The organism is Streptomyces sp. 2A115 (assembly GCF_052245575.1).
Taxonomy (GTDB): domain Bacteria; phylum Actinomycetota; class Actinomycetes; order Streptomycetales; family Streptomycetaceae; genus Streptomyces.
Map to the genome: position 1 here is coordinate 13,259 of NZ_JBQQCG010000061.1, position 21,893 is coordinate 35,151.

Sequence of the window (21,893 nt, forward strand, 5' to 3'; positions counted from 1 at the left end):
GGGACCGGCATCCGCCGCGGGTGCGCACTCCCGCTGTCAGCGGCGGCGCAGCGCCGCGGTCTCCAGCGCCGGCGGCGTGTAGCCGACGTCGAGCGGGTTGAGCACGCTGCCCGGCGCGACGAGTGCGTCGATCCGGTCCAGCGCCTCGGCCGACAGCGGCCGGTCCACCGCGCTGAGCTGCGACAGGAGCTGGTCATGGGTGCGCGCGCCCATGACGGCCGTGCTGACGCCGGGATGGGCGAGCACGAACCGCAGCGCCAGCTCGACGAGCGTGCAGCCCTCCTCGGCGGCCAGGCGCACGAGTTCCTCGACGACGGCGAGCTTGCGCGTGCGTACCTGCTCGTCGGCGAAGTCGAAGTGCTCGCTGTTTCGCAAAGCGCGCGAGTCTGCCGCCGGTTCGGCGTCGGCCCGGTACTTGCCCGTCAGCCAGCCGCCGTTGAGGGGGCTCCAGACCATGACGCCCATGCGGTGCCGTTGCGCGGTGGGCAGGGCCGCGGCCTCCGCGTGCCGGGCCAGGATCGAGTACGACAGCTGTTCCACGGTGAACCGCTCGCGGCCACCGCGCCGCGCCGCCCACTGCGCCTCCACGATCTCCTCGGCCGGGAAGCTCGACGTGCCGATCGCGCGCACCTTGCCCGCCCGCACCAGGTCGCTGAGCGCACCGAGGGTCTCCTCGACGTCGGTGTGGGGGTCAGGGCGGTGGACGAGGTACACGTCCAGGTGGTCCGTCCCCAGCCGTCGCAGGCTGTCCTCCACGGCACGCGTGATCCACAGCCGGGAAGTGCCGCCCCGGTTGCGGTCGAGCGGTCCTGCGGGCATCCGGCTCGCGACCTTCGACACCAGGACGACGTCGTCGCGCCGACCCTTCACCGCCCGGCCGATGATCTCCTCCGACTCGCCGAACGCGTACACGTCCGCCGTGTCGACGACGTTGACCCCGGCGTCCAGCGCCGTCGCCACCATGCGGTGGCACTCCGCCTCGTCGGTGTTGCCCCAGGCGCCGAACATCATCGACCCCAGGCACAGCTGACTCACCTCGATGCCCGTCCCACCCAGAATCCGGTAGTGCACGCTCGCCCTCGTCTCCCAGCCGACGCCCTGTCGCTGTCCTCTCGCAGGCTCGCACGGCGGCAGGCCGCAAACCGATGTCGCGCGGGGCCAGCATCCCTGGCCTGCGTGTTGTGTCCGCAGCACATCGACCCGCGGGTGCGGGCGCACCTAGGCTCAAAGAAATCCGAACCACTCACCATGGAGGTACCGTGGCCACCGGCCTCACCTCGGCACGCTGGACTCACGTCGCGCTGCCGACCGGCGATCTCGACAAGGCGATCGCGTTCTACACCACGCTGACTCCGCTGGTCGTGGTCGAGCGGTTCAAGGACGCCGACGGCGAGAGCGTCTGGCTCTCCAACGACCAGCAGGTCGAGACACCGTTCGTGCTCGTCCTGGTGTCGTTCAACAAGGACAAGGGCAACCAGCTGGGCTTGCTGCACCCGTTCGCACACCTCGGCATCGAAGTGCCGGCGCGGGAGGACGTCGACGCGCTCGCGGACAGGGCCCGTGAGCTCGGCTGTCTGCACTGGGAGCCCCGACAGATGCCCTATCCCGTCGGCTACATCTGCGCGCTGAAGGATCCGGACGGCAACGTCGTCGAGATCTCCCACGACCAGCGGGTGTTCGACTCGGTTCGGGAGAAGTGGGGTTCGTCCTGAAGGACACCCGCGCCGCCGTCGAGGCGTACCTCGCGGCGCTGAACGCGCACGACGCCGACGCCGTGGCCGCCTGCGTGGCCGAGGACTTCGTCAACGAGCACACGTCGTCGATGGGACAGAGCCGCAGGGGCCGCGCCGAGTACCGCGCCGCGCTGACCGGGTTCCTCGACAACTTCGGGGACCTGCACTACGCGCCCGAGAGCTTCCTCGTCGATGGCGAGTCGGCCGCGGTGTCGTACGTCATGACGTTCCTGATGCGTTCGGCGGGCGACCGCCCCGTCCGCGTGCGCGGGGTCTTCGTGTTCACTGTCGCCGACGGCCTCATCACCCGCCGCACGGACTACTGGGACAGCGGCGAGGTGCAGCGGCAGCTCGCCTGATACCCCTGCCGACGGCCCGGATCCAGCTCCTTGACACCCCGTCCGCCTCTCGCGCGGACGGGGTGTCGGCGCGTCCGCAGCCCGGCCTGCGTATCGCTTCGCATGACGCCGTCTCGTATTGCTTGACACGATGGCGTCTCGCATTGAAAGATGCCGTCATGCGACTGGTGACGACACAGGCCGGCCTGGGCCGAATAGAGGATGGGGCCATCGCCCTGTTGGACACGGCTTTTCCGCACGTCGGCGCGGTCCTCGAACAGGACGGCTCGCTGCAGAGCCTGGCCTCGTGCGCGGTGCGCCGACGGATCCCGCTCGACCAGGCCGCGCTCGTCGCGCCGCTGGGCCGTCCCCGCGCGGTGTGGGGCGTCGGGCTCAACTACCTGTCGAAGGCGGCCCGGGCCGGTCGGGGACTGCCCGAGCAGCCGATCCTGTACCTGGCCGCGTCGTCCGCCGTCCTGGCACCCGGCGCGCAGGTGGTGATCCCGCAGGCCGCGACCGAACCCGACTACGAGGGCGAGATCGCGGTCGTCGTCGGGCATCGGCTGTACCAGGCATCCGAGGCGCAGGTCTGGCCCGCGGTCGCCGGCATCACCGCGGCCAACGACATGACGGCACGCGACGTGATGCGCACCACGGCGGTGCCCGCCCTCGCCAAGAGCTACCCGGGGTTCACGCCGCTCGGCGCGTCCATCTGCACCCCCGACGACCTCCCCGACCGCGACGCGATCCGTGTACGGACGCGGGTCAACGGCGAGCTCGTGCAGGACGACACGAGCGCCGGGATGATCTTCTCGGTCACCGATCTGCTCAGCCGGCTCTCGTGCTTCACCGCCCTCGAACCCGGCGACGTCGTCCTCACCGGAACCCCGGCCGGCACCGGCCAGGACCGCACGTGCTTCCTCGCCGACGGCGACGAGATACAGGTCGAGGTGGACGGCGTACTGCCCCTTGTCACCCGCATCGTGCGTCCCCTGGACGCCTCATCGCACGACCACCGGCTGACCGAACCGGTCAGCTGACCGCCCCTCACCCTGGAGCACACACCGATGCCCAACTCCTCCGCGTCGTCCTACGACCTCGTCCTGGCCGGCGGCACCGTCATCGATCCGGCGTCGGGCACCAACGCCCGGCTCGACGTGGCGGTCACCGGTGACCGTATCGCCGCGATCGGGGAAGGGCTGGCGGCGGGCGCGGCCCGCACGATCGACGTCACCGGCTCCACCGTGCTGCCGGGCCTCGTCGAGGGCCACACCCACATCTTCCAGTACGTCTCCGCCGTCGGCGCCCCGGCCGAGGAGGCCCACCTGCGCCGCGGCGTCGTCGCCGCGGCGGATGCCGGCACGGCCGGCGCCTCCACGTTCGCGGCCTTCCGCAAGCTGGTGGTCGAGGCGAACCCGCTGCGCATCGTCAACTTCCTCAACGTCTCGGTGCTCGGGCTGATCGACTTCAGGTTCGGCGAACTGCTCAACCCCGACACCCTGGTCCCCGAGGACGCGCTCGCGACCGCCGAGGCCCACCCCGACATCGTGCGCGGCTTCAAGATCCGGCTGTCCGAGGACGTCGTCGGCGAGAACTGGGAGTCGCTGCTGAAGAAGTCCGTGGCGCTGGCCGAACAGGCCGGACTGCCACTGATGGTGCACATCGGCGAGACCGAGGAGCCGGTGCCCGTCGTCCTGGACTTCCTGCGCCCCGGCGACATCGTGGCGCACTGCTACACCGGCAAGCCGAACGGCATCCTCGACGGCGACCAGGTGCACCCCGCGGTCACGGCGGCCCGCGAGCGCGGCGTGCTGTTCGACTCCGCCCACGGCAAGAGCAACCTCAGCTTCGAGGTGGCGCGCCGGGCGATCGCCGACGGATTCCTGCCCGACATCCTCAGCTCGGACACCAGCGCCCGCAACTGGCGCGGCCCGGTGTTCGACCTGCTCACCAGCATCTCCAAGCTGATCGCGCTCGGCGCGCCGCTGGAGGAGTGCGTCCGGCGGGCCACCGTCGCCCCCGCACAGCTGCTCGGGCTGGATGCCGAGGGCTACGGGCGCCTGGCGGTCGGCGGACGGGCCGACGTCACGGTCGTCGACTGGACCGACGAGGTCACCCTGCCCGACGCCGCGGGCAACACGATTGTCGCGCCGCGCCTGGAGCCGACCGTCGTGCTGCACGCCGGTGCGGAGGTCGAGATCACGCCGTGGCGCGGTCTGCCGTCGGCGTGAGGCGCCCTCCCGTCCTGAGGAAGAAGCGATGACCCTCGCTGACATCCACCTGCTGCGGCGCCGGCTGCGCGCGGCCCTGACGAAGGGGGGACCCGCCGTCGGCACGTTCGTCAAGCTGGCGTCGCCCGACGTGGTGGAACTGGCCGAGGCGGCCGGGTTCGCGTTCGTGGTCGTCGACCTCGAACACTCCACCCTCACCGAGCAAAACGCCGTCGACCTGGTGCGCCACGCCCACGCATGCGGCCTGCCGGCCCTGGTCCGCGTGCCCGAGGTGGACGCCGCCGTCGTCAACCGGCTGCTGGAGGCCGGGGCGGCGGGTATCCAGCTGTCCATGCTCACCCGCGCCGCCCAGGCCGAGGCACTCGTGGCGGCGACCCGGTTCGCGCCCGCCGGCCGTCGGTCGGTCAGCCTGGCCAACCGGGCCGCCCGGTTCGGCGCGGTCCCGCTGGCCGCCTTCCTGCGTGCCGAGCAGGACGACCCGCCGGTGCTGGTGGGCCAGATCGAGACGGCGCGGACCGATCCTCTGCCGGATCTGCTCTCCGCCCTCGACGTGTGCTTCGTCGGCAGCACCGACCTCGCGGTCGACCTGGGGCTACCGGCTGACCCGGCGGTGCTGCGCGCCGCGGTGGACCGCGTGCGCGAGGCTGCCCGTTCGGCGGCGGTGGCGTTCGGCGGCTGGGTGCCGGCCCCGGGTGCCGCGGTGGACCTGGGCCTGAGTGGCGCCGACTACCTGGTCGTCGGCTCGGACCTGCAGATGTTGGCGGCCGCCCTGCGCGCGGCCGCCGGAGAGGAGAACCAGTGACCACACGCAACGCGGCGCTGTTCCACACCGTCCTCAACTGGGACGAGCTGCCGGTGACCCAGGTGCGGCCGGGGGTCCGCCGCCGCGTCTACGCGACGGACGAGATGATGATCTGCCACCACGAGCTCGACGTCGGCATGACACTCAACCCGCACCGGCACGAGGAGTTCGACCAGCTGGTCCATATCGCCCAGGGGCGTGCGAACTACTACGTGGACGGTGTCGCGCACGACATGCGTGCGGGGTCGTTCCTGCTGGTTCCCCGCGGCAGCGAGCACTACGTGGAGCCGACGGAGGCCCCCTGCGTGAACATCGACTTCTTCGTCCCGCCGAGGGCCGACCTGCTCCCCTGACCGAAGGGCGGGCCGGGAAGCAGGCTTGTTGCCCCGCCCGAATGTGCGGTATCCCGTGCCGGGACAGGAACCGGCCCTTTGCGACGGCCCCCGAAAGGACCTTGGTGAAGCGGCAGTTCGGACATCGCGCCCCGTTTGCACTGGGCGCGCCGGCCGGTCAGAGGAAGGAGCCGGAGCGGCTGCGGCGGCACGTGGATGCGCGCACAACGAAGGCGTGAGCCACCGAGACCTCCGGGGGCGAATGCCGGACGTGTCCACTCCGCCTGGAGGCCCCTCACCATCTGTCACAGCGTCAGCAACGTGCACGTCACGACAGCCGGCTCGCCGCCCTGCGCGGCGAGCCGGCTGTCGTCCGGGTACGTGGGTCAGCTGCCGTTGGGTTCGCCGTCCGAGGTGCCCAGCCGCTGCGACAGCGCGCGGGCGGTTTCCAGCAGTGCCTGGGCCATCGGCGACTTGACGTCGTCGGGGACGGTCGCCGTCGTGCCGACGACCGCGAGCGTCCCGCTGATCTTGTCGCCCTCGAAGATCGGCGCCGCGATGGTGCGGACCCCGTTGACGGCCGGGGAGTTGACCGACAGCCCGTGCTGCCGGATGGCGTCGAACTCCTCGGTGAGCTCGGACGACTTGCGGACCGAGCGCGGCAGCGTCGGTACCTGGTCCGGGGGCAGGAACGTGAGGAAGATCCGTCCCTGTGCCGAGGAAGTGAGGTCGAGACGCGAACCGACCCGGACGCTGATGCGCACCATGTGGGCGGTGTTGTCCACCGAGCGCACCACGGTCGGCGACTCGCCGTCCCAGACCGACAGCACGATCGTCTCGTCGATGCGCCGGACCAGCTCCTCCATGTACGGCTCGGCGGCGGCGACGATCGGCAGGCCGGCCCGCGCGGCCGCGGCGAGCGTGAGCACCTGGGGGCCGAGGGAGTAGAGCGAGGTGCGCTCGTCGTACCGCAGCAGGTTCGCCGCCCGCAGCGCCTTCGTGTAGCGGTGCGCGGTCGCCTTGCTCGCCCCGAGGCGCGCGGTGATCTCATTGAGACTCATGTGCGGTTTGCCGACCGTGAACGAGCCGAGGATCAGCGCCGCACGCTGCACCGTCTGGATGGTCGGCGCGGTCGTTTCGGGACCGCCTCGCTCGCCGGTGCCGGGCTGCGCCTTCGTGGCCATGGATTCTTGCTCCTGTCCCGTACTTAGTAAGGTGGTAAGACGTTGAATGGAACGCCGTATTGGATAGCGTAACGTTGAGGGCCGTGCAAATGTGCGGGAAGAGCTGAGGTGCTCCACCACGGCGAGCTACGGCGGTGAAGGGGAGCCGAGCAGGAACTGCATCCCCTGCCGCCGGGACCGGCCCTCCGCGCGGAATTTTCGCACCCGCAGGCGGGCGCCGAGCGGAAGGCGCCGGGCCGGCTTCGCGTCGCCGCGTGCGAGCACGAACTCGACCGGCCCGGACGCGGTGGACACTGCCCGGTGGCCGCGCAAGCGCACCCCCGTCAGGTCGCCGGCTCCGTGCGAAGACCTCACGCATCGGAGGAGTGTCCCGGCGTGAGCGAGCGTGCCGGGTCCAGCAGGGAGGCGATGTGGTTGACGGCCAGAGCGGCCTCGCCGAAGCCGATCGAGATGAGGCTGACCTTGCCGTCATGGTCGGCGATGTCGCCGGCCGCGAAGACGCGCTGCCGGCTCGTGCGCATCGTGCGGTCGACGAGGATGCGCCGGCGGCGCAGCTCCAGTCCCCACTGCTCGATCGGGCCGAGATCGGCTATGAAGCCGAGCGCGGCGACGACGGACTGGGCGGGCAGGCTGATCCGGTCGCCGTCCGAGCCCGCGACCACGACCTCCGACACCGACCCGTCGCCGGAGATCTTCTCGACCTCGTAGGGCGTGAGGACCCGCACGGAGGACGCGTGCACCTGCTCGACGGTGCGTTCGTGGGCCCGGAACCGCGTACGTCGGTGCACTACCGTCACCGACGAGGCGATCGGCTCCAGCGACAGCGCCCAGTCCAGCGCGGAGTCCCCGCCGCCGACCACCACGACGTCCTGTCCGGCGAGTTCGTCCAGCCGTGGCACGAAGTACCGCAGCCCGCGGCCCAGGTAGTCGGAGCCCACCGGGAGCTCGCGGGGGACGAAGTTGCCGATCCCGCCGCAGACGAGCACCGCCCCCGCGGCGATCCGCGCGCCGGCGTCGGTCGTCGCGACGATGCCCTCGCCCGCGTCGTCGAGGCGGGTGACCCCGTGCCCGAGCAGGTAGGCCGGGTTCCACCGCCCGGCCTGCTCGGCCAGCCGGTCCACCAGGTCCTGGCCGCGGACGGCGGGGAAGCCGGCCACGTCGTAGACGAGCTTCTCGGGGTACAGCGCGGCGATCTGGCCGCCCACCTCGGGCAGGGCGTCGGCGACCGCGACGCTCAGTCCGCGGAAGCCGGCGTAGTACGCGCCGTACAGCCCCGTCGGGCCGGCGCCGATGACGAGCAGGTCGACGGACACCTCGGGGCCGGCGCCCGTGGCGGCCGGGAAGCCACTCACGCTCCCACCTCGGGATGGTCGCGGCCGACCCGGCCGATCTTGCGTGCGCCCCCGGGCGACCCGAGCGGTTCGATTCCGAGGGTTCCGGGGGTTCCGGGGGTCCCGAGGGTGAAGAACTCGGCGTTGATGCGCTCGGCCTGCTGGGCCTCGGCCGGCAGATCCTCGTGGTGGAAGATCGAGATCTGCGGGCAGACGGGTTCGCAGCGCCCGCACTCGACGCATTCGTCGGGCTGGATGTAGAGCATCCGGTCGCCCTCGTAGATGCAGTCGGCCGGGCACTCCTCCATGCACGACTTGTCCATGACGTCGAGACATGCCTCAGTGATGACGTACGGCACGGGCTTCTTGCCCTTCACGCGGTCGCACAGGATGCGAGATGGCGTCTTCCATTACGGAATGGATGATGGTGGCGTCGGCCCAGGGTGTCAACCGTCGGTGATTGCTTGACACTGCCACGCGTGCTAGGGGAAGCTAATGCGACATACGAGATGGCGTCTCACAGCGCGCCACTCGGGTCGGGACTTGTGAGAGGCATACGCCGTAATGGGAAGCAACCCCCGGACCGTCCCAGCACCGATGATCGTCGAGGACTGGGACCAGCTCACCTTCCGGGTCAACCGCGAGGCCTACCGCAGCGCGGAGATCTTCACCCGGGAACGCGGCTGGGTATGGACACACACCTGGCTCTACCTCGGCCACGAGACCGAGATCCCCAACCCCAACGACTTCAAGGTCCGCACCCTCGGTGGCCGACCGCTGATCTTCTGCCGGGACACCGCCGGCGAGGTGCACGCCTTCCTGAACTCCTGCCCGCACCGCGGCACCGTGCTGTGCCGCGAGAACGAGGGCTCCACCAGGCTCTTCCAGTGCTTCTACCACGCCTGGACATTCCGCAACAACGGTGACCTCGCCGCGATCCCCGACGCCGACGCGTACGAGTCGAGCGACGAGTTCAAGGCGTCCATGGGGCTGCGCGGCGTCCCCCGCCTGGAGATCCACGAGGGATACGTCTTCGTCGCCTTCGACCCCGACGTCCCGCCGCTGCTCGAACACCTCGGCGACGCGGCCGACTACATGACGATGATCGAGCAGCAGCACGTCGGGGGCATGACCACGCTGCCCGGCACCCAGCAGTACAGCGTGCGGGGCAACTGGAAACTCGCCGTCGAGAACGCGATGGACGGCTACCACTTCGCGCCGACCCACAACACGTTCGTGGGCTACCTGCGCGAGAGCGGCTTCGCCGTCACCGACGACAACCAGTACGCGTACAACCTCGGCAACGGCCACGGACTGCTGGTCCTGACCGGCCACGGCGGGCGGATCAGCATGCTCTGGGAACCGCGCTTCGGCGAGGACGAGCGGGTGCGCACCGAACAGCACCGGGACGAGATGACGCAGCGGCTGGGGGAGAAGCGGGCGCACTACGTGGCCGACGAGAGCCACATCCTGTTCGTGTTCCCCAACCTGCTGCTGTTCGACATCGAAGGGCTGTCGATCCGGCAACTGGAACCGGTGGCGCCCGACCAGACCGACGTACGCGCCTGGCAGCTGGTCCCTCGCGACGAGGATCCGGCAGCGCGCGCCCTGCGCATGAAGACCGTCGTCAGCTTCGTCGGCCCGGGCGGCCTCGCCACGCCGGACGACATCGAGGCGTACGAGGCGGTCCAGCGCGGCATCCAGGCCACGGCGGGCACCGCTGTTCCCGAGCTGGACTACAGCGACATGTCGCGCGGCATGGCCGACGAGGTCAAGGGCGTACAGGGCAGGTCGACCGACGAAGGCGCGATGCGGGGGTTCTGGCGGCACTGGATCGAAGCCGTCGGCCTCGATGACGGCCTCGCCGTCCACGGCGAGCGACCGACGTCCTTCCTCGAGGGCAGGGACGTACGATGACCGCGATCGCCAACACCCACTCCGTGCAGTGCCAGGGACGCACCGTCACCCGCCCGGAGGTGGAGGACTTCCTCTACGCGGAGGCGGACATCCTCGACCACTGGGACTACGACGGCTGGCTGGCCCTCTTCGAGCCCGGCGCCCGCTACGAGATCCCGACGACCGACTACCGCCCCGGCTGGTCGCCGCACGAGACCGGATCCTTCGTCGACGACGACTGGGACCTGATCCGCGCCCGGGTCAAGCGCCTCAAGTCCCGCAAGGCGCACGCCGAGAACCCGCACTCGCGCACACACCGGCTGGTGTCCAACGTGCGCCTGTCCGAGCACACGGAGGATTCCTTCCGAGTGGCGGCGTCCTTCGTGGTGCACCGCGCCCGCGACGGGCACTTCGACGCCTACGTCGGCTGGTACGAGCATGTGCTGGTGCCGACCGGGGACGGACTGCGTTTCCGGTTGCGGCGCTCGGTCCTCGGCCATGAGTCGCTGGCGGCAGGCGCCCGGCTCAGCTTCATCCTCTAGCCGGCGACGGATGGTGACCCGATGATCCGACACACCCTGTCCTTCCGCTTCGCCGACGGAATCGACCCGGCCACACGGGAGTCCGTGCTGGCCGAGCTGCGCACCTTCCCGGACCGGTACCCGGCCATGCGCGGCTTCGTCCTCGGCGAGAACATCAGCACCCGCGACCGGACCTTCACCCACACCATGGCCGTCGACTTCGACAGCCGGGACGACCTGCTGGCCTATCTCGGCAGCGAGTCCCACGAGAGCTTCGTGCACACGCGCTGGCGACCGGTCATCGGCCGGCAGGCCATCACCTCGTTCGAGTACGCCGAGCGTCCCTCGCTCGCCCCAGGAAGGACAGCGCCCGTGAGCACCCGCCCGCACGGCCCGTACGCCATGGAGTACGCCCGGATCGAGGTTCCGGACATGCAGGCCACGATCGACTTCCTCGAGTACCACGTCGGGCTGCAGCTGGAGCAGCGTACGGACGAGTACGCCTACCTGCGCGCCGACATCGAGCACCACGCGATCGAGCTGATCAACGCGCCCGAGCGTACCGACGGGTGGACGACCGCGGTCGGCTACAGCGTGGAGAGCGAGGAGGTCCTCGGTCAGCTGCACAAGAGCGTCCTCGAAGCCGGCCTCGAGGTTCTCGAGCTGCAGCAGCGCCAGCAGGCTCTGTGCGAGAACGGCTTCGCGGTGAAGGACCCCAACGGCCTCATCATCGAGCTGTTCACCGAGTTCCAGGAGTACGCCGAGCCGCCGCACATCGAGATCCGGCCGCTCAACCTGGTGCACCCCTTCATCGCCACCACGAAATACCAGGAGACGCAGGACTTCTACCAGAACGTCCTGAGGTTCCTGCCCTCGGACTACGTCGTCGGCTCGACCACGTTCTTCCGCGGCGAGGACCGCCACCATCACAGCCTCGCGGTGCAGAACAACAAGGAGCACTACGTCGCGCACCTGTGCTTCGCGATGAAGAGCCTCGACCACGTCATGCGGATGCGCGCCCGCGCGCTGTACAAGGGCGCGCCGATCGCCTCCGACATCGTCAACCACTCGGCGTCGACGTCGATCGCGTTCTACCTGCACGACCCGCGCTTCGGCCCGCGGTTCGAACTGTGCGACCGGCACCGGGTGTTCACGCCGGAGGAGCACGAGACGCACCGGGCCCGCAGGATGCCGGCCGACCCGCGCAACATCGACGTATGGCGTCCGGCGTCCGACGACTGGGGACGCTTTTGAGCCAGCGGCTGCCCTTGAGCCAGCAGCTGTCCTTGCGCCAGCAGTTGCTCGACGTCCTGCACCTGCTCGACGCGACCCCCGCTCCACGCGGGCAGGAGCGGACGGCGGCCCACCGGCTGCGCGCCTGGTGCGCACACCGGTGGCCGCACGTCGAGTGGCAGGTACTGGAGCACGGCCCCGCGGGCGGCAGCCTGATCGCCGCGCACGGGGCCGGCCCGCTCCTGTATTCCCACCTCGACACGTCACTGGACGACGGCGGGCCGCAGAACCAGCTGGTCACCGGCAACGCCGCGCCGGTCGGTCCGCTCGGCGTGGACGGTGACGTGGTGGCCGGCTTCGGTCTCGGGGTCGCCCGCGGGCCGGCGACCGCCGCGCTGGTCGCGTTCGCCGAGGCGGGCGCGGGGCGGCTGCTGCTCGCCGGCTCCGGGACGCACCGCCGCTCCGGCGGGATCACCGGCCTGGAGGCCTACACCGACGCGTACCAGCTGCCGCGGTCGGCGATCGTCGCCAAGTGCGGCCCGCCAACGCTGCTGTGGCACGAGCCGGGCGCGCTCTACCTGACCGTCCGCCTGACCGGCCGCTCCGGGGCCGCGATGATGGCGCAGTCGGCCACACCACCCGGGGGAGTCGTCGCCGGGGCAGGCGTCCTCCTGGACGAGCTGGCCCGCTGGCGCACGGCCTACCTGGCCGCCGACCCGCGGGAGGGGCAGACCGGCCGGGCGTGCGGCATCGGCGCGATCAGCGGAGGGTGGCCGGACAAGCCGGACCTGTTGCCGGCCGAACTGCGGATCGATCTTTATGTCGTCGCCGGTGACCGGGTTCAGCCGGCGGTGCTGGCGGCCGAGTTGGCCGACCGACTGCGGGAACGGTGCGCGAAGTCAGTGCTGCGCAACTGCGCGGTCGAGGTGGAGACCGAACCGGTCGCGGCAGCCGCGGCGACACCGGCCGACGCCCCGGTGGTGACGGCCGCCCGCGCGGCCTGGCTCGACGAGTTCGGTACGCAGCCGCCGCCGATCACCGGCTGGACGGGCTCGACCGACGGCGTCGTACTGCGCGCCCGCGGAGTCGACACCGTGCGCCTCGGCCCGCAGGCGAAGCCGGCCGTCGACGATCCACGTCGCGATGCCCTGTCGTTGGGGCAATTGACCGCCTACGCGCGCATCTACCGCAGGCTGTTGACCGAGTTGCCGGTGTAACCCGCAGATTCCGGCGTTGTCCCGCCGAGCACTGCGCGCACCGGGGGCGGTGCCGGCTCCGGTGCCGGCGCACACCCCGCATCGGTCTCCGGCGAAGCGGGATCCCACGAGGCAGGCAGGAACAGCCGCCAGTTCACGGCCGTGGAGGCACGGTCATTGGCCAGGTGCAGGGAGACACCCACCTGGTAGTTGGTGCTGTTCCGCGCACGTCGTGGAGGGCGTTGGGCGTTGGGGCTACTGATGACGTGTTGATGGTCATCGCTCGATTGGGTGCCGTGTTTCCGCTGGCGGCAAGGGGGCACTTGCGCGCAATGCGAGGAGCTCTGGTGCGAGCACTGCGACAGTGCGGCGGGTGACCTCGACCAAGCCGTCGCGGCGCAGCTGGGAGAGTATGCGGTTGATCGTCACCCGGGTCGTTCCCAGCAGGTCGGCAAGTTCCTGTTGCGTACCTGGCAGCTCGACCGTCGCTTGGGGAGACGCTGCAGCCTGCGCCAACAGCCAGGTCGCCAGCCTGGCCTCGACGGGCAGTGTGGCGGCGTTGGTGAATCGCTCCTGCTGATGCCGGGCCTGGTCGGCGAGGAGGCGCAGTACGTGTCTGCGAACCGAAGGCACGTCGTCGACCAGTTCCTCGAACCGGGTTCGCGGGAGACTGCGCACGGTGCAGGCGGTGAGCCCTGTGAGGGTGGCTGTGTGCCCGCGGCCGTCGATCACGGCGACCTTGTCCAGTGCGCAAGGCCCGGCCCAGTCGCCGAAGCGGACGACCCGGCCGGCGGCCGTGCTGATGGTGGCGGACACCCGGCCGCGCAGCAGTAGAAGGAGGTGCTCGGCTGGATCGCCGGCTCTGCGCAGTACCTCTCCCTCGTGGTAGCGGCGCGGCATTGAGCTGGACCACAGCACGCGCAGCCGGTCTTCAGGCAGTGCGGCCAGCAGAGGCACGGTGGCCAATGCCTGCCAAGGCGCTGGTGTATCAGCTGATGCTGAACTCGTCATCGTCAGACCGTACCGTCGGCCGCATGATGATCCTTGAGCTCGCCTTCACTGCTTCCCCGGAACGTCTCGCCGCACGTCCGGCGCACCGGTCGTTCCTTGCCCGGCTCCACCAGGAGGGGCGTCTGCTCGCGGCGGGTCCCTGGGCAGACGACTCGGGGGCGTTGCTGGTGTTCGATGTCGAGCGTGCGGAACTGGGACGCATCCTCGACGCGGATCCCTACTACCGGACGCAGGGGGTAGAGGTGGCGGGCATCCGGGAGTGGGCACCTGTGGTCGGATCGGTGAGCTGACTGGCCGTCCGGCGCTGGTCTGTTGGAGCCACGTCCCCGCGTGGAAGATTCGTGACGAGGCCGTTGGCCAGGGTGTGGGGTCGCCAAGGCGAGGTCGCAGGCGCAGTCGAGGGCTTCAACGGCTGTGGCGGTCGGGAGTTCTCCTCGACGGCACCACGACGGTCAGCAGCGCTCGTCGAGCGACCGGTGTCCGAGGGGCGCCGGGGGCCGGCGCCGCCGTGTGGGCGTTCACCTGTTTCTTGCGAGGAGGCCCCGGCGTTCACGCCGGGGAGGAATCGCATCCGGGTGTCGCGACGTGGAGCGTCGGCGCATCCGGTTCAGGGCGCGTAGCGCCCGTACCGCTGTTGGCATCGCCGAGGTGATCCGAACGGGTGTGCCTGTGATCGCTGGTCGGGGTGGTGGCTGTGGGATCGGGGTGCGTTTGTGCGGCTGTCGTACATATGGTTCTCCGGAGAGTTCGGGACGGCACCGTGTCCTGGCCGGGGCCGTGAGGGGGCGAGATGGCGCGGGTGACGGCGGCTGCGGAGGCCGGGCATGCCCGCTACACCTACCGGCTGCGCGTGTCGTTAACCGCCCGCACCGCCCTGGCGGCGGAGTGGGACCGATGACGCTGGGTGTGGAACGAATGCGTCGCCAAGTCCAGGGCCGTACACATGCGCAACGAGTCCACCGGCCAGCAGGTCACATGCGGCCCGGCTCAGCTCGACAGGATGCTGACCCAAGCCCGCGCCCGCACCGCGTGCGGAACCGTGTCCCCACGGGACAAGAACTCCGCACGCGTGATGCTCGTCCGGGCTGGTCTCAACCCGGCTGGTGCTGATGGCGGAAGACCTCCTGGAGCGCTGCTCCAGGAGGCGGCCTGAGCCAGGAATCCCCTTCTCTTCAGGGAGGGGAGGATTCAAACGCCCCAGTCGTCGTTGACGGTGACGGCGTCGGTGATGCGGAACCGGCCGCCGGGCACCAGGGGTGTAGTGGGCTCACCCATCACGACGACGTGCTTGCCGAATCGGGGGGCCAGCGGTCGGCCGACGTCGCGCTTGAGCCACAGACGCAACAAGTGCCGGCGGCGCTCCGGTTCGGGGTGGTCGATGTAGCTGGTGCGCGAGTGCAGTGCGGCGTAGTTGAGCAGCCACTGCACGTCCCCCGGCTGGAAATCCATGTCGATCGGCAGGCCGGGCTCCTGCGAGATCTCGTCGAAGAGGGTGATGGCCGCGGCCTGGTCGGGCGTCAGTTGGGGGACGCCGGGGTACTCCTGGGCGCTGAAAATCATCGAGTTGCCCGCGTAGGTGCTGAAGATGCCGTTGACGTGGCTGATGATCGGCGAGGTATACGTGAGTTCAGGGGAGTCGGGGTCCTGACGCCGCCAGTCCCAGTGGTAGGTGTCGAAGAGCCGCGCAGCGAGGTCCGGCCGGCGGCGCAGCATCTCGTTGTAGATCGTGGTGCCGCTGACCAGGCTGGAGGCTCCGCCCTCCTTGGCGCCGCGTAGGCACATGAGGGCGACGACGTCGGAGCTGTCCGAGTGGAACGGCAGCCGGTCCCGGATGCGGGAGGGCAGGGCGCCCTCGTCGGACATCGTCTTGTTCGACGTGGCGATGACGTGGTCGAGCAGGTCGCCTCGCTGGCTCTGCCCGATCGGCCGGCCGAGATGCAGGCCCATGATGAAGAAGATGGCCCCGGCCACGGGGTCGCCGTACTCCTCGGTGCGCAGGCCGCGCACCAGGATGAAGCCCCGGCCGGCGTCCATCTGGTGGGCGCACTCGTCGTTGAGGGCGCGACAGGCGTCGAAGGGGTAGTCGGCGGCGGTGACGGTGCGCAGGTCGGGGTCGTCGGCGACGAAGCGCCGTCCCAGGTCTTCCAGCTCGGTGCGCTCGGCGTCGCTGAGTACGTAGATCCATTCGGTGGAATTCGACAGCTCGTCGCCGCGCCAGGCGGACGGGCCGGAGATCGGCTGAAGGCCGACAGTGGTGGTCACGATGATGCACTCCTCGAAGAGGTGATGGAAATGCCCGTCGGCGAAGCCACGACGGACGACGAACGTTGACGGACGACAGACGTTCGGTGTGGCGGGGGCTCGTCGCGCGGCGACGAGCTGCACTCAGAAGGGAGTCTGAGGCTCGCCGACAGCTGTGCCGGGGCGCAGTCCCTTCCGCGGCGGGAAGTAGCTGAGCGGCTCGTCGTAGGTCCGGCGGCCGGCGCACGACACGAGCAAGACGCCGATCAGAGCGACTGGCCTCATGCTGGTCCCGTCCTTTCGAGAAGTGCCTCAACCTTAGGAGACGTCTGGGGCATCGTCAATGTGCGAGATGTCGTCTCGTGATGCAGTACGTCAGGGCGATGGGCGGCACCGCGGATCTTGCATGGCGCGGTAGGGGACCTGACGGCCGCAGTGCCGACGGACACGCTGCAGCCGGATCCATTCGGCGTCGGCGGCGTGGACTGGCGGAGCGTGACGTTGTGCGTCTCGAGCACGGCCTGGACCCGCGCTGGTATGGGGCGACGACCGACTCTGGTTTGTCCTGGAACATCTCGGCCTGGCTCAGGCCCATGTTGATGCCGACCGCGCTGAGGGCGAGCACGCCGGTGGCGGCGACGGACATCATCCACGACCAGCGCGGACGCCGGGCTACGGCTGTTCCGATCCGGGACCAGACGGTGTGCAGCTTGTGGGCGGGAGTGCCGTGGCGCGGGACGAACGGCCAGAACTTCCAGCGGCCGGTTATGACGAGAAAGCGCTGGAAGTACCGTGACCCTCGCGAGGAAGCCGCAGAGCACGCCGACCGCACCGACCAGTCCCAGCGAGCGTGAGGAGTTGCTGTCGGCGAAGGCGAGGCAGGTCAGGCCGACCACGATGGTGCCGGCCGAGGCGAGGATCGCCGGTCCGGAGCGGCCGAGCGCGATGCGCATCGCCTCGTGCCGGTCGGCGTGGCGGTGCAGCTCCTCGCGATAGCGGGAGATGAGCAGCAGCGCGTAGTCGGTGCCGACACCGAAGACAAGCACCATCAGCACGCCCGCGTAGATCAGCACACACAGCGCGTACCAGGGGTCGACCGTGAAGGCGATCAGCATCGGCAGGGCGCCCGCGATGTCGTCGCCGAGCGAACGCGCTCGACAGACCCTCGGTAGGTCAGGGGTGCCGAAGCCGCTCCACCGAAGCTGCTGGTCCACCTCGAGGCGCCGTCGTGCCGTCCGCGATCAGTCGGCCAAGACGTGGCGGGGCTCTACTCCCGCGGGAGTAGCCGCCGACTCCCGGCGGCGGATGTCCACAACGCCCGTGCTTCCTACCGTCGTTGGCATGATCGAAGCGCACGAACTCACCGAGCGGTACGGCGACCGGACCGCCGTCGACCGGCTGAGCTTCACGGTCCGGCCCGGCCGGGTGACCGGCTTCCTCGGCCCCAACGGCGCCGGCAAGTCCCTTGATCGCCCTGGCCTCCGCCTTGAGGATGCGTGCCGACTTGCCCGCCGAGCGGGCGAGGTCGGGGAGTTTCTTGGCGGCGAGGGCGGCTATGACGACGATCAAGGATGATCGCGAGCTCGCTGAGTCCGAACATGCGGGTCCTGTCTGCTGTGTGGCCCGGTCGGGGTAAGGCCGAGCGCATCGGGGGAGACGGGCGGGCAGCCCTGGACTACAGGTGGGGTGCGATGGACGGCAGCAGGTCCTGGAAGGTGCGGCCGGTGGCGGGTTCACCGATGGCCTTCATCTGCCAGCTGCCACCGGTGCGGTGGACCTTCGCCATGATCTGGGCGGTGTGCTTGCCGCCGCCGGTGAGGGTGTAGCGGGCCAGTTCGGCTCCCGTGGTCTCGTCGACCAGGCGACAGAAGGCGTTCTGTACTTCGGCGAAGGTCTGGCCGGTGAAGGAGTTGACCGTGAACACGATCTGGTCGACCTGTGCGGGGACACGGGCCAGGTCGACGAGGACGGATTCGTCGTCGCCTCCGGAGCCGGCTCCGCCGGTGAGGTTGTCGCCGGTGTGGCGCACGGAGCCGTCGTCGCTGACCAGGTGTTGGAAGAAGACGACGTCGACCGGCTGCCCGGCGGCGAAGAGTACGGCTGAGGCGTCCAGGTCGATTTCTCCGCCTCCGGTGAGCTTGGCCAGGAAGCCCTTGCGGGGTGCGGCCTGCCAGCCCAGGCCCATCCGGACGGAGGTCAGGGCGCTGCCGTCGGCCTTGTTGAGGCTGATCTGCTGACCCTTGGTCATGTTGACCGACATGGGCGTGTTTCTCCTTCGGGTTCGACGCTGTGGATTGAACTGTCCGGGGCTGTCTGCTCGGCCGCCCGGACCGGTGCGGCTGCTAGGGGGTGAGCGGAGGGCCGCTCTTGGAACCGGTGGCGGGCGTGGCAGTGGGCGGCGCCGGGTGGAGGAGCGGATCCTCGTCGATCTGCCGGTGCAGGTGGGGGAGCAAGCCGCGCTCCAGCAGGACCTGCCGCCAGTCCAGCCGTGCCTGCTCCAGCCGGACGGAGGGGCACGGAGCTGCCACGCCCGCGTATCGCCGTGCCCAGCAGCGCGGCAAGGGCGATGAGAGCGCTCAGGGCCGCGACGGGAGCGAGGATCCAGCCGGCGGCTATGAGCGAGCCGGGCAGTGCGCCCCGAACGTTGGTCAGCTGGAGCAGGTAGCCGAGGACGAGGGCAGCGGCGGACGAGGTGGCCACCGATGGCGTGAGCACCGCAAGGGTGGCCACCGGGCCGGCGTCGGCGGGCCGGCGCGGTGTGGTCTGGTCGGCGGACGCGTTCATCGCGAAACAGGTGAGATAGGTGTGGTACTCGCCGTCGGCTGCAGCCGTGATCTCGTCGGCTTCGGTGAGTGCCCGTAGGCGCAGGTGCGTGGCGGCCGCCCGGCCGGTCGGGTCGGCGCGCAGGGCATGGCGGATGTGGCGGATGTCCGGCGTGGCCAGCGCCAGGTGCAGTACGGCTTCGAAGTCCGCCCGGTCCTCGGGGCGGAGGCCGGAGGGGTCGGCCACGTGGCCTCCTGACGGGCAGAGGCGCTTCGGTGCTGGACGAGGGTTGCGCCGGGCCCGCCCCCGGGGATCAGGCCCGGGGGCGGGCTGTCCGTGTCAGACGTTGACGCCGAAGTCGGAGGCGATCCCGGCCAGGCCGGACGCGTAACCCTGGCCGACCGCGCGGAACTTCCACTCCGCGCCGTTGCGGTAGAGCTCGCCGAAGACCATGGCGGTCTCGGTGGAGGCGTCCTCGGACAGGTCGTAACGGGCGATCTCGGCGCCGCCGGCCTGGTTGACGACGCGGATGAAGGCGTTGCGGACCTGGCCGAAGCTCTGGCCGCGGTTCTCGGCGTCGTGGATGGAGACCGGGAAGACGACCCGGTCGATCTCGGCGGGCACGGTGGCGAGGTTCACCTTGACGGCCTCGTCGTCGCCCTCACCCTCGCCGGTGAGGTTGTCGCCGGTGTGCTCGACCGAACCGTCCGGACTGGTCAGGTTGTTGTAGAAGACGAAGTGCTGGTCGGAGAGCACTTTGCCGGAGGTGTCGAGCAGCAGGGCGGACGCGTCGAGGTCGAAGTCGGTGCCGGTGGTGCTGCGCACGTCCCAGCCCAGACCGACCAGCACGGCGGTCAGACCCGGCGCCTCCTTGCTGAGCGAGACATTGCCACCCTTGGCCAGGGAAACTCCCACTGTGTACTCCTTCTCGATGCGTCAGGTCAGGGCCCGGTGGACCCGGGGGTAAAATCTACAACACTGTAGAAAATAAGGAAGGGTTTACGCGGCTTCGGAGACCGGCCGTGTCGCGTCTGGCCGAGAAATGGTGGACGCGGCGAAGTGGCCGGTCAGTCACGGGAGTTGCCGAAGAGGAGGCGGTAGCCGATCAGCAGGACCAGTGCGCCCGCGATGGCTGAGCCCCAGGTGGTGGCGTCGAAGAACTCCGGCTGCACCGGCCGGTCGAGGAATCTCGCCGAGAGCCGGCCGCCCAGGAAGGCCCCCGCGGTGCCGATGGCCGTCGTGCCGGTCAGTCCGCCCGGATCGCGCCTGGGCAGGAGGGCCTTGGCGATGGCCCCGACGAGGGGTCCCGGAACCAGCCATGCGATGACGCCCGTGTCTGCCGGCTCTCCTTGTGTGGTTGCCGTCGGTGCGGCATGTAAGGACGTGTCCGGGCAGCCTAGCTTCTACAATCATGTAGATGTTGTGGTGAGGGGCGGCGGATACCGGTCGCGATGCGGTGGCCGTCTGCGGGGCGTCGATACGATGGGCCGCCTGTGAATCCGGGGTCGGCGGAAGGGATACAGGGAGTGACGGAGCACCGGCGGCGTCCCCGGCGGCGGGGGCAGGGTGAACTGGAGGCGCTCGTCCTGTCGGCCCTGAGTGAGGCGGACGGCCCGGCGAGCGCGGGGTGGGTGCAGGAGCGTCTCGGCGGAGACCTCGCCTATACGACGGTGATCACTATCCTGACGCGGCTGCTGGCCAAGGGCGCGGTGACCCGCGAGCGCGCCGGCCGGTCCTTCGCGTGGACCCCGGCGTCGGACCAGGCGGGCCTGGCCGCGCACAAGATGCGCAAGGTGCTCGACGCGGAAAGCGACCGCGAGGCGGTGCTGGCGAGCTTCGTCACCGGCCTCGGACTGGACGACGAGCGGCTGCTGCGCGAACTGCTGGGTCGCGCCAAGGGCGAGAGGGAAGACTGAAGCGTCATGGGGGTGTTCGTCTTTCTGCCGCTGGTCCTGCCGTTGACGGCGTGGCCGGTCGCGCGCCTGGCCGAGCAGCGGCTGCATCCGCGGACCGCCACCCGGCTGCTGACCGGGCTGGCCGTGGTGATGGCGGTGTGCAGCACCGTGTGTCTGGGGCTCCTGATGGTGGTCGGCACGGCACAGTTGCCCGGCAACCCGCTACCCGACGGCTGGTCGGACCCCGAGGTGCGTGAGGCGGTGCCCTACGACGAGGTCGCCGGAAAGCTGGCCATTCCGGCGCTGTTGGCGGTGCTACTGACGTGCGGCCGGTCCCTGTGGCGGCATGGGCGGGTCCGCCGCCACGCCCACCGGGCCCTGGCCGGACTGCCGGGCACGGAGGTGGCCGTACTGCCCGACGAGGTGCCGTACGCCTACGCCCTCCCCGGCGGGCGACGAAACCGGCTCTTACGGAACCGGGTCGTGGTGACCACCGCCCTGCTGTCCTGCCTCGAACCGGCCGAGCGGCGCGCTCTGTTCGCCCACGAGCGCGCCCACCTCGCCGCCGGGCACCACCGGTTCCTGCTCGCCGTCCAGCTGGCCGCGCGCGCCAACCCGTTCCTGCGGCCGCTGCGCACGGCCGTGTCCTACACGGCGGAGCGGTGGGCGGACGAGGAGGCGGCCCAAACGGTCGGCAGCCGCAGGGCGGTGGCCTGCGCGATCGGCAAGGCGGCCCTGGTCTCCCGGGGCACCCCGGTGCCCACGCTCGCGGGTATTGCCGCGCCGGGCCCGGTGCCGCGCCGGGTTGCCGCCCTGCTCGGCCCTCCGCCCGCGATGCGCAGCTGGCCGTCGGTGTTCACCTCGGTGGGCCTGGCCGCCTGGGCTGCGGCGGCGGGCACCGCGGTGTCCGCGCTGTCGTCCGCGAACTCCGCGGTGACGATGGTGCTCATCCTGCACGCCGCGACCCCCCTGTGAGACGCACCTCTGAGAGAGGATCTTGTTCCTGCCGCACGGAGCAGCCTTGTGTTCTCGGGGACGGCGGCGGACGGGCAAGGCGCTTCGGGGTGTCAGGCTCACGTCTTTCCTTAGGTATCCCTGGTGATTCGTCATCCGCCGACGTCATGCCGTGCGTCGGGTACCCGTGTCGGGTCGTAGTAGGACTCCGTTAGGTTGTTCTGGCTCTTGG

The 21,893-nt window shown here is 70.3% G+C and carries 25 protein-coding genes and 5 pseudogenes; 15 read left to right on the forward strand and 15 right to left on the reverse strand.

Annotation, left to right across the window (positions count from 1 at the left end):
* Positions 1-36: 36 nt before the first annotated feature.
* The gene (locus ACTWQR_RS38155) at positions 37-1,071 is read right to left on the reverse strand and encodes an aldo/keto reductase (protein WP_443231838.1); all 1,035 of its coding nucleotides are present in this window, start codon (positions 1,069-1,071) and stop codon (positions 37-39) included.
* A gap of 188 nt (positions 1,072-1,259) precedes the next feature.
* On the opposite strand from ACTWQR_RS38155, the gene ACTWQR_RS38160 reads away from it, so the two are divergent.
* The 6 genes from ACTWQR_RS38160 to ACTWQR_RS38185 all read left to right on the forward strand — a co-directional run bounded on the left by ACTWQR_RS38160 (position 1,260) and on the right by ACTWQR_RS38185 (position 5,457).
* Positions 1,260-1,712, forward strand: coding sequence for a VOC family protein (locus ACTWQR_RS38160; protein ID WP_443231839.1), 453 nt, complete (start codon positions 1,260-1,262; stop codon positions 1,710-1,712).
* Positions 1,697-2,092 carry a nuclear transport factor 2 family protein gene (locus tag ACTWQR_RS38165; protein ID WP_443231840.1) on the forward strand — a complete coding sequence of 132 codons (396 nt, stop codon included), beginning with the start codon at positions 1,697-1,699 and terminating at the stop codon, positions 2,090-2,092. The genes ACTWQR_RS38160 and ACTWQR_RS38165 overlap by 16 nt, the downstream gene beginning before the upstream one ends.
* A 158-nt stretch (positions 2,093-2,250) precedes the next feature.
* Entirely contained in the window at positions 2,251-3,111 is an 861-nt protein-coding gene (locus ACTWQR_RS38170) for a fumarylacetoacetate hydrolase family protein (RefSeq protein ID WP_443231841.1), read from the forward strand.
* Between the two features lie 27 nt (positions 3,112-3,138).
* Positions 3,139-4,302, forward strand: a complete 1,164-nt coding sequence (locus ACTWQR_RS38175) for an amidohydrolase family protein (protein ID WP_443231842.1) — start codon at positions 3,139-3,141, stop codon at positions 4,300-4,302.
* Positions 4,303-4,330: 28 nt separating this feature from the next.
* Positions 4,331-5,104 (forward strand): HpcH/HpaI aldolase family protein, encoded by a 774-nt coding sequence (locus tag ACTWQR_RS38180; RefSeq protein ID WP_443231843.1) that lies wholly within the window; start codon positions 4,331-4,333, stop codon positions 5,102-5,104.
* Positions 5,101-5,457 (forward strand): cupin domain-containing protein, encoded by a 357-nt coding sequence (locus tag ACTWQR_RS38185; protein WP_443231844.1) that lies wholly within the window; start codon positions 5,101-5,103, stop codon positions 5,455-5,457. Before ACTWQR_RS38180 ends, ACTWQR_RS38185 begins: the two co-directional genes overlap by 4 nt.
* A gap of 365 nt (positions 5,458-5,822) precedes the next feature.
* On the opposite strand, the gene ACTWQR_RS38190 is transcribed toward ACTWQR_RS38185, so the two are convergent.
* The 4 genes from ACTWQR_RS38190 to fdxA all read right to left on the reverse strand — a co-directional run bounded on the left by ACTWQR_RS38190 (position 5,823) and on the right by fdxA (position 8,328).
* Positions 5,823-6,620, reverse strand: a complete 798-nt coding sequence (locus ACTWQR_RS38190; protein ID WP_443231845.1) for an IclR family transcriptional regulator — start codon at positions 6,618-6,620, stop codon at positions 5,823-5,825.
* A gap of 126 nt (positions 6,621-6,746) precedes the next feature.
* A complete protein-coding gene (locus ACTWQR_RS38195) occupies positions 6,747-6,974 on the reverse strand; it encodes a hypothetical protein (protein ID WP_443231846.1) in 228 nt (75 codons plus the stop codon).
* Positions 6,971-7,972: an NAD(P)/FAD-dependent oxidoreductase gene (locus ACTWQR_RS38200; protein ID WP_443231847.1), complete on the reverse strand. Its 1,002-nt coding sequence runs from the start codon at positions 7,970-7,972 to the stop codon at positions 6,971-6,973. The genes ACTWQR_RS38195 and ACTWQR_RS38200 overlap by 4 nt, the downstream gene beginning before the upstream one ends.
* Positions 7,969-8,328 (reverse strand): ferredoxin, encoded by a 360-nt coding sequence (gene fdxA, locus ACTWQR_RS38205; protein WP_443231848.1) that lies wholly within the window; start codon positions 8,326-8,328, stop codon positions 7,969-7,971. The genes ACTWQR_RS38200 and fdxA overlap by 4 nt, the downstream gene beginning before the upstream one ends.
* A gap of 187 nt (positions 8,329-8,515) precedes the next feature.
* On the opposite strand from fdxA, the gene ACTWQR_RS38210 reads away from it, so the two are divergent.
* Genes ACTWQR_RS38210 through ACTWQR_RS38225 form a run of 4 tightly spaced genes read left to right on the forward strand, consistent with a single transcriptional unit; the run spans position 8,516 to position 12,818 of the window.
* Entirely contained in the window at positions 8,516-9,868 is a 1,353-nt protein-coding gene (locus tag ACTWQR_RS38210; RefSeq protein WP_443231849.1) for an aromatic ring-hydroxylating oxygenase subunit alpha, read from the forward strand.
* Complete coding sequence (locus ACTWQR_RS38215) at positions 9,865-10,389, forward strand: aromatic-ring-hydroxylating dioxygenase subunit beta (RefSeq protein WP_443231850.1); 525 nt, start codon at positions 9,865-9,867, stop codon at positions 10,387-10,389. The genes ACTWQR_RS38210 and ACTWQR_RS38215 overlap by 4 nt, the downstream gene beginning before the upstream one ends.
* A 21-nt stretch (positions 10,390-10,410) precedes the next feature.
* Positions 10,411-11,622, forward strand: coding sequence for a Dabb family protein (locus ACTWQR_RS38220; RefSeq protein ID WP_443231851.1), 1,212 nt, complete (start codon positions 10,411-10,413; stop codon positions 11,620-11,622).
* Positions 11,586-12,818, forward strand: coding sequence for a hypothetical protein (locus tag ACTWQR_RS38225; protein WP_443231852.1), 1,233 nt, complete (start codon positions 11,586-11,588; stop codon positions 12,816-12,818). The genes ACTWQR_RS38220 and ACTWQR_RS38225 overlap by 37 nt, the downstream gene beginning before the upstream one ends.
* 80 nt (positions 12,819-12,898) lie before the next feature.
* Here ACTWQR_RS38225 and ACTWQR_RS38230 read toward each other — a convergent pair.
* Positions 12,899-13,012, reverse strand: a pseudogene (locus ACTWQR_RS38230) (transposase); the annotation flags it as partial.
* A gap of 61 nt (positions 13,013-13,073) precedes the next feature.
* The gene (locus ACTWQR_RS38235) at positions 13,074-13,754 is read right to left on the reverse strand and encodes a Crp/Fnr family transcriptional regulator (RefSeq protein WP_443231891.1); all 681 of its coding nucleotides are present in this window, start codon (positions 13,752-13,754) and stop codon (positions 13,074-13,076) included.
* Between the two features lie 77 nt (positions 13,755-13,831).
* On the opposite strand from ACTWQR_RS38235, the gene ACTWQR_RS38240 reads away from it, so the two are divergent.
* Positions 13,832-14,098 (forward strand): YciI family protein, encoded by a 267-nt coding sequence (locus ACTWQR_RS38240; protein WP_443231853.1) that lies wholly within the window; start codon positions 13,832-13,834, stop codon positions 14,096-14,098.
* Positions 14,099-14,598: 500 nt separating this feature from the next.
* Positions 14,599-14,838: pseudogene (locus ACTWQR_RS38245) on the forward strand (RNA-guided endonuclease TnpB family protein); the annotation flags it as partial.
* 158 nt (positions 14,839-14,996) lie between these two features.
* Here the strand turns inward: ACTWQR_RS38245 and ACTWQR_RS38250 are convergent.
* The 3 genes and pseudogenes from ACTWQR_RS38250 to ACTWQR_RS38260 form a co-directional block, all read right to left on the reverse strand.
* Positions 14,997-16,070: a TauD/TfdA family dioxygenase gene (locus ACTWQR_RS38250; RefSeq protein WP_443231854.1), complete on the reverse strand. Its 1,074-nt coding sequence runs from the start codon at positions 16,068-16,070 to the stop codon at positions 14,997-14,999.
* Positions 16,071-16,193: 123 nt separating this feature from the next.
* A complete protein-coding gene (locus tag ACTWQR_RS38255; RefSeq protein ID WP_443231855.1) occupies positions 16,194-16,334 on the reverse strand; it encodes a hypothetical protein in 141 nt (46 codons plus the stop codon).
* Positions 16,335-16,590: 256 nt separating this feature from the next.
* Positions 16,591-17,110: pseudogene (locus tag ACTWQR_RS38260) on the reverse strand (MMPL family transporter); the annotation flags it as partial.
* A 244-nt stretch (positions 17,111-17,354) separates the two neighbouring features.
* Between ACTWQR_RS38260 and ACTWQR_RS38265 the strand changes: the two are divergent.
* Positions 17,355-17,513: pseudogene (locus ACTWQR_RS38265) on the forward strand (ATP-binding cassette domain-containing protein); the annotation flags it as partial.
* Here ACTWQR_RS38265 and ACTWQR_RS38270 read toward each other — a convergent pair.
* The 5 genes and pseudogenes from ACTWQR_RS38270 to ACTWQR_RS38290 form a co-directional block, all read right to left on the reverse strand.
* Positions 17,513-17,649, reverse strand: a pseudogene (locus ACTWQR_RS38270) (twin-arginine translocase TatA/TatE family subunit); the annotation flags it as partial. The pseudogenes ACTWQR_RS38265 and ACTWQR_RS38270 sit on opposite strands and share 1 nt — an antisense overlap.
* Positions 17,650-17,724: 75 nt before the next feature.
* Positions 17,725-18,309 (reverse strand): TerD family protein, encoded by a 585-nt coding sequence (locus ACTWQR_RS38275; protein WP_443231856.1) that lies wholly within the window; start codon positions 18,307-18,309, stop codon positions 17,725-17,727.
* Positions 18,294-19,058: a hypothetical protein gene (locus ACTWQR_RS38280; RefSeq protein WP_443231857.1), complete on the reverse strand. Its 765-nt coding sequence runs from the start codon at positions 19,056-19,058 to the stop codon at positions 18,294-18,296. The genes ACTWQR_RS38275 and ACTWQR_RS38280 overlap by 16 nt, the downstream gene beginning before the upstream one ends.
* Before the next feature lie 93 nt (positions 19,059-19,151).
* Entirely contained in the window at positions 19,152-19,727 is a 576-nt protein-coding gene (locus ACTWQR_RS38285) for a TerD family protein (protein ID WP_443231858.1), read from the reverse strand.
* Positions 19,728-19,879: 152 nt separating this feature from the next.
* Complete coding sequence (locus ACTWQR_RS38290) at positions 19,880-20,137, reverse strand: GlsB/YeaQ/YmgE family stress response membrane protein (RefSeq protein ID WP_443231892.1); 258 nt, start codon at positions 20,135-20,137, stop codon at positions 19,880-19,882.
* A 201-nt stretch (positions 20,138-20,338) separates the two neighbouring features.
* Here ACTWQR_RS38290 and ACTWQR_RS38295 point away from each other — a divergent pair, with 201 nt between their 5' ends.
* Complete coding sequence (locus ACTWQR_RS38295; RefSeq protein ID WP_443231859.1) at positions 20,339-20,728, forward strand: BlaI/MecI/CopY family transcriptional regulator; 390 nt, start codon at positions 20,339-20,341, stop codon at positions 20,726-20,728.
* A gap of 6 nt (positions 20,729-20,734) precedes the next feature.
* On the forward strand, positions 20,735-21,682 hold the full coding sequence (locus tag ACTWQR_RS38300; RefSeq protein ID WP_443231860.1) for a M56 family metallopeptidase: 948 nt from the start codon (positions 20,735-20,737) through the stop codon (positions 21,680-21,682).
* The last annotated feature ends 211 nt before the right edge of the window (positions 21,683-21,893 follow it).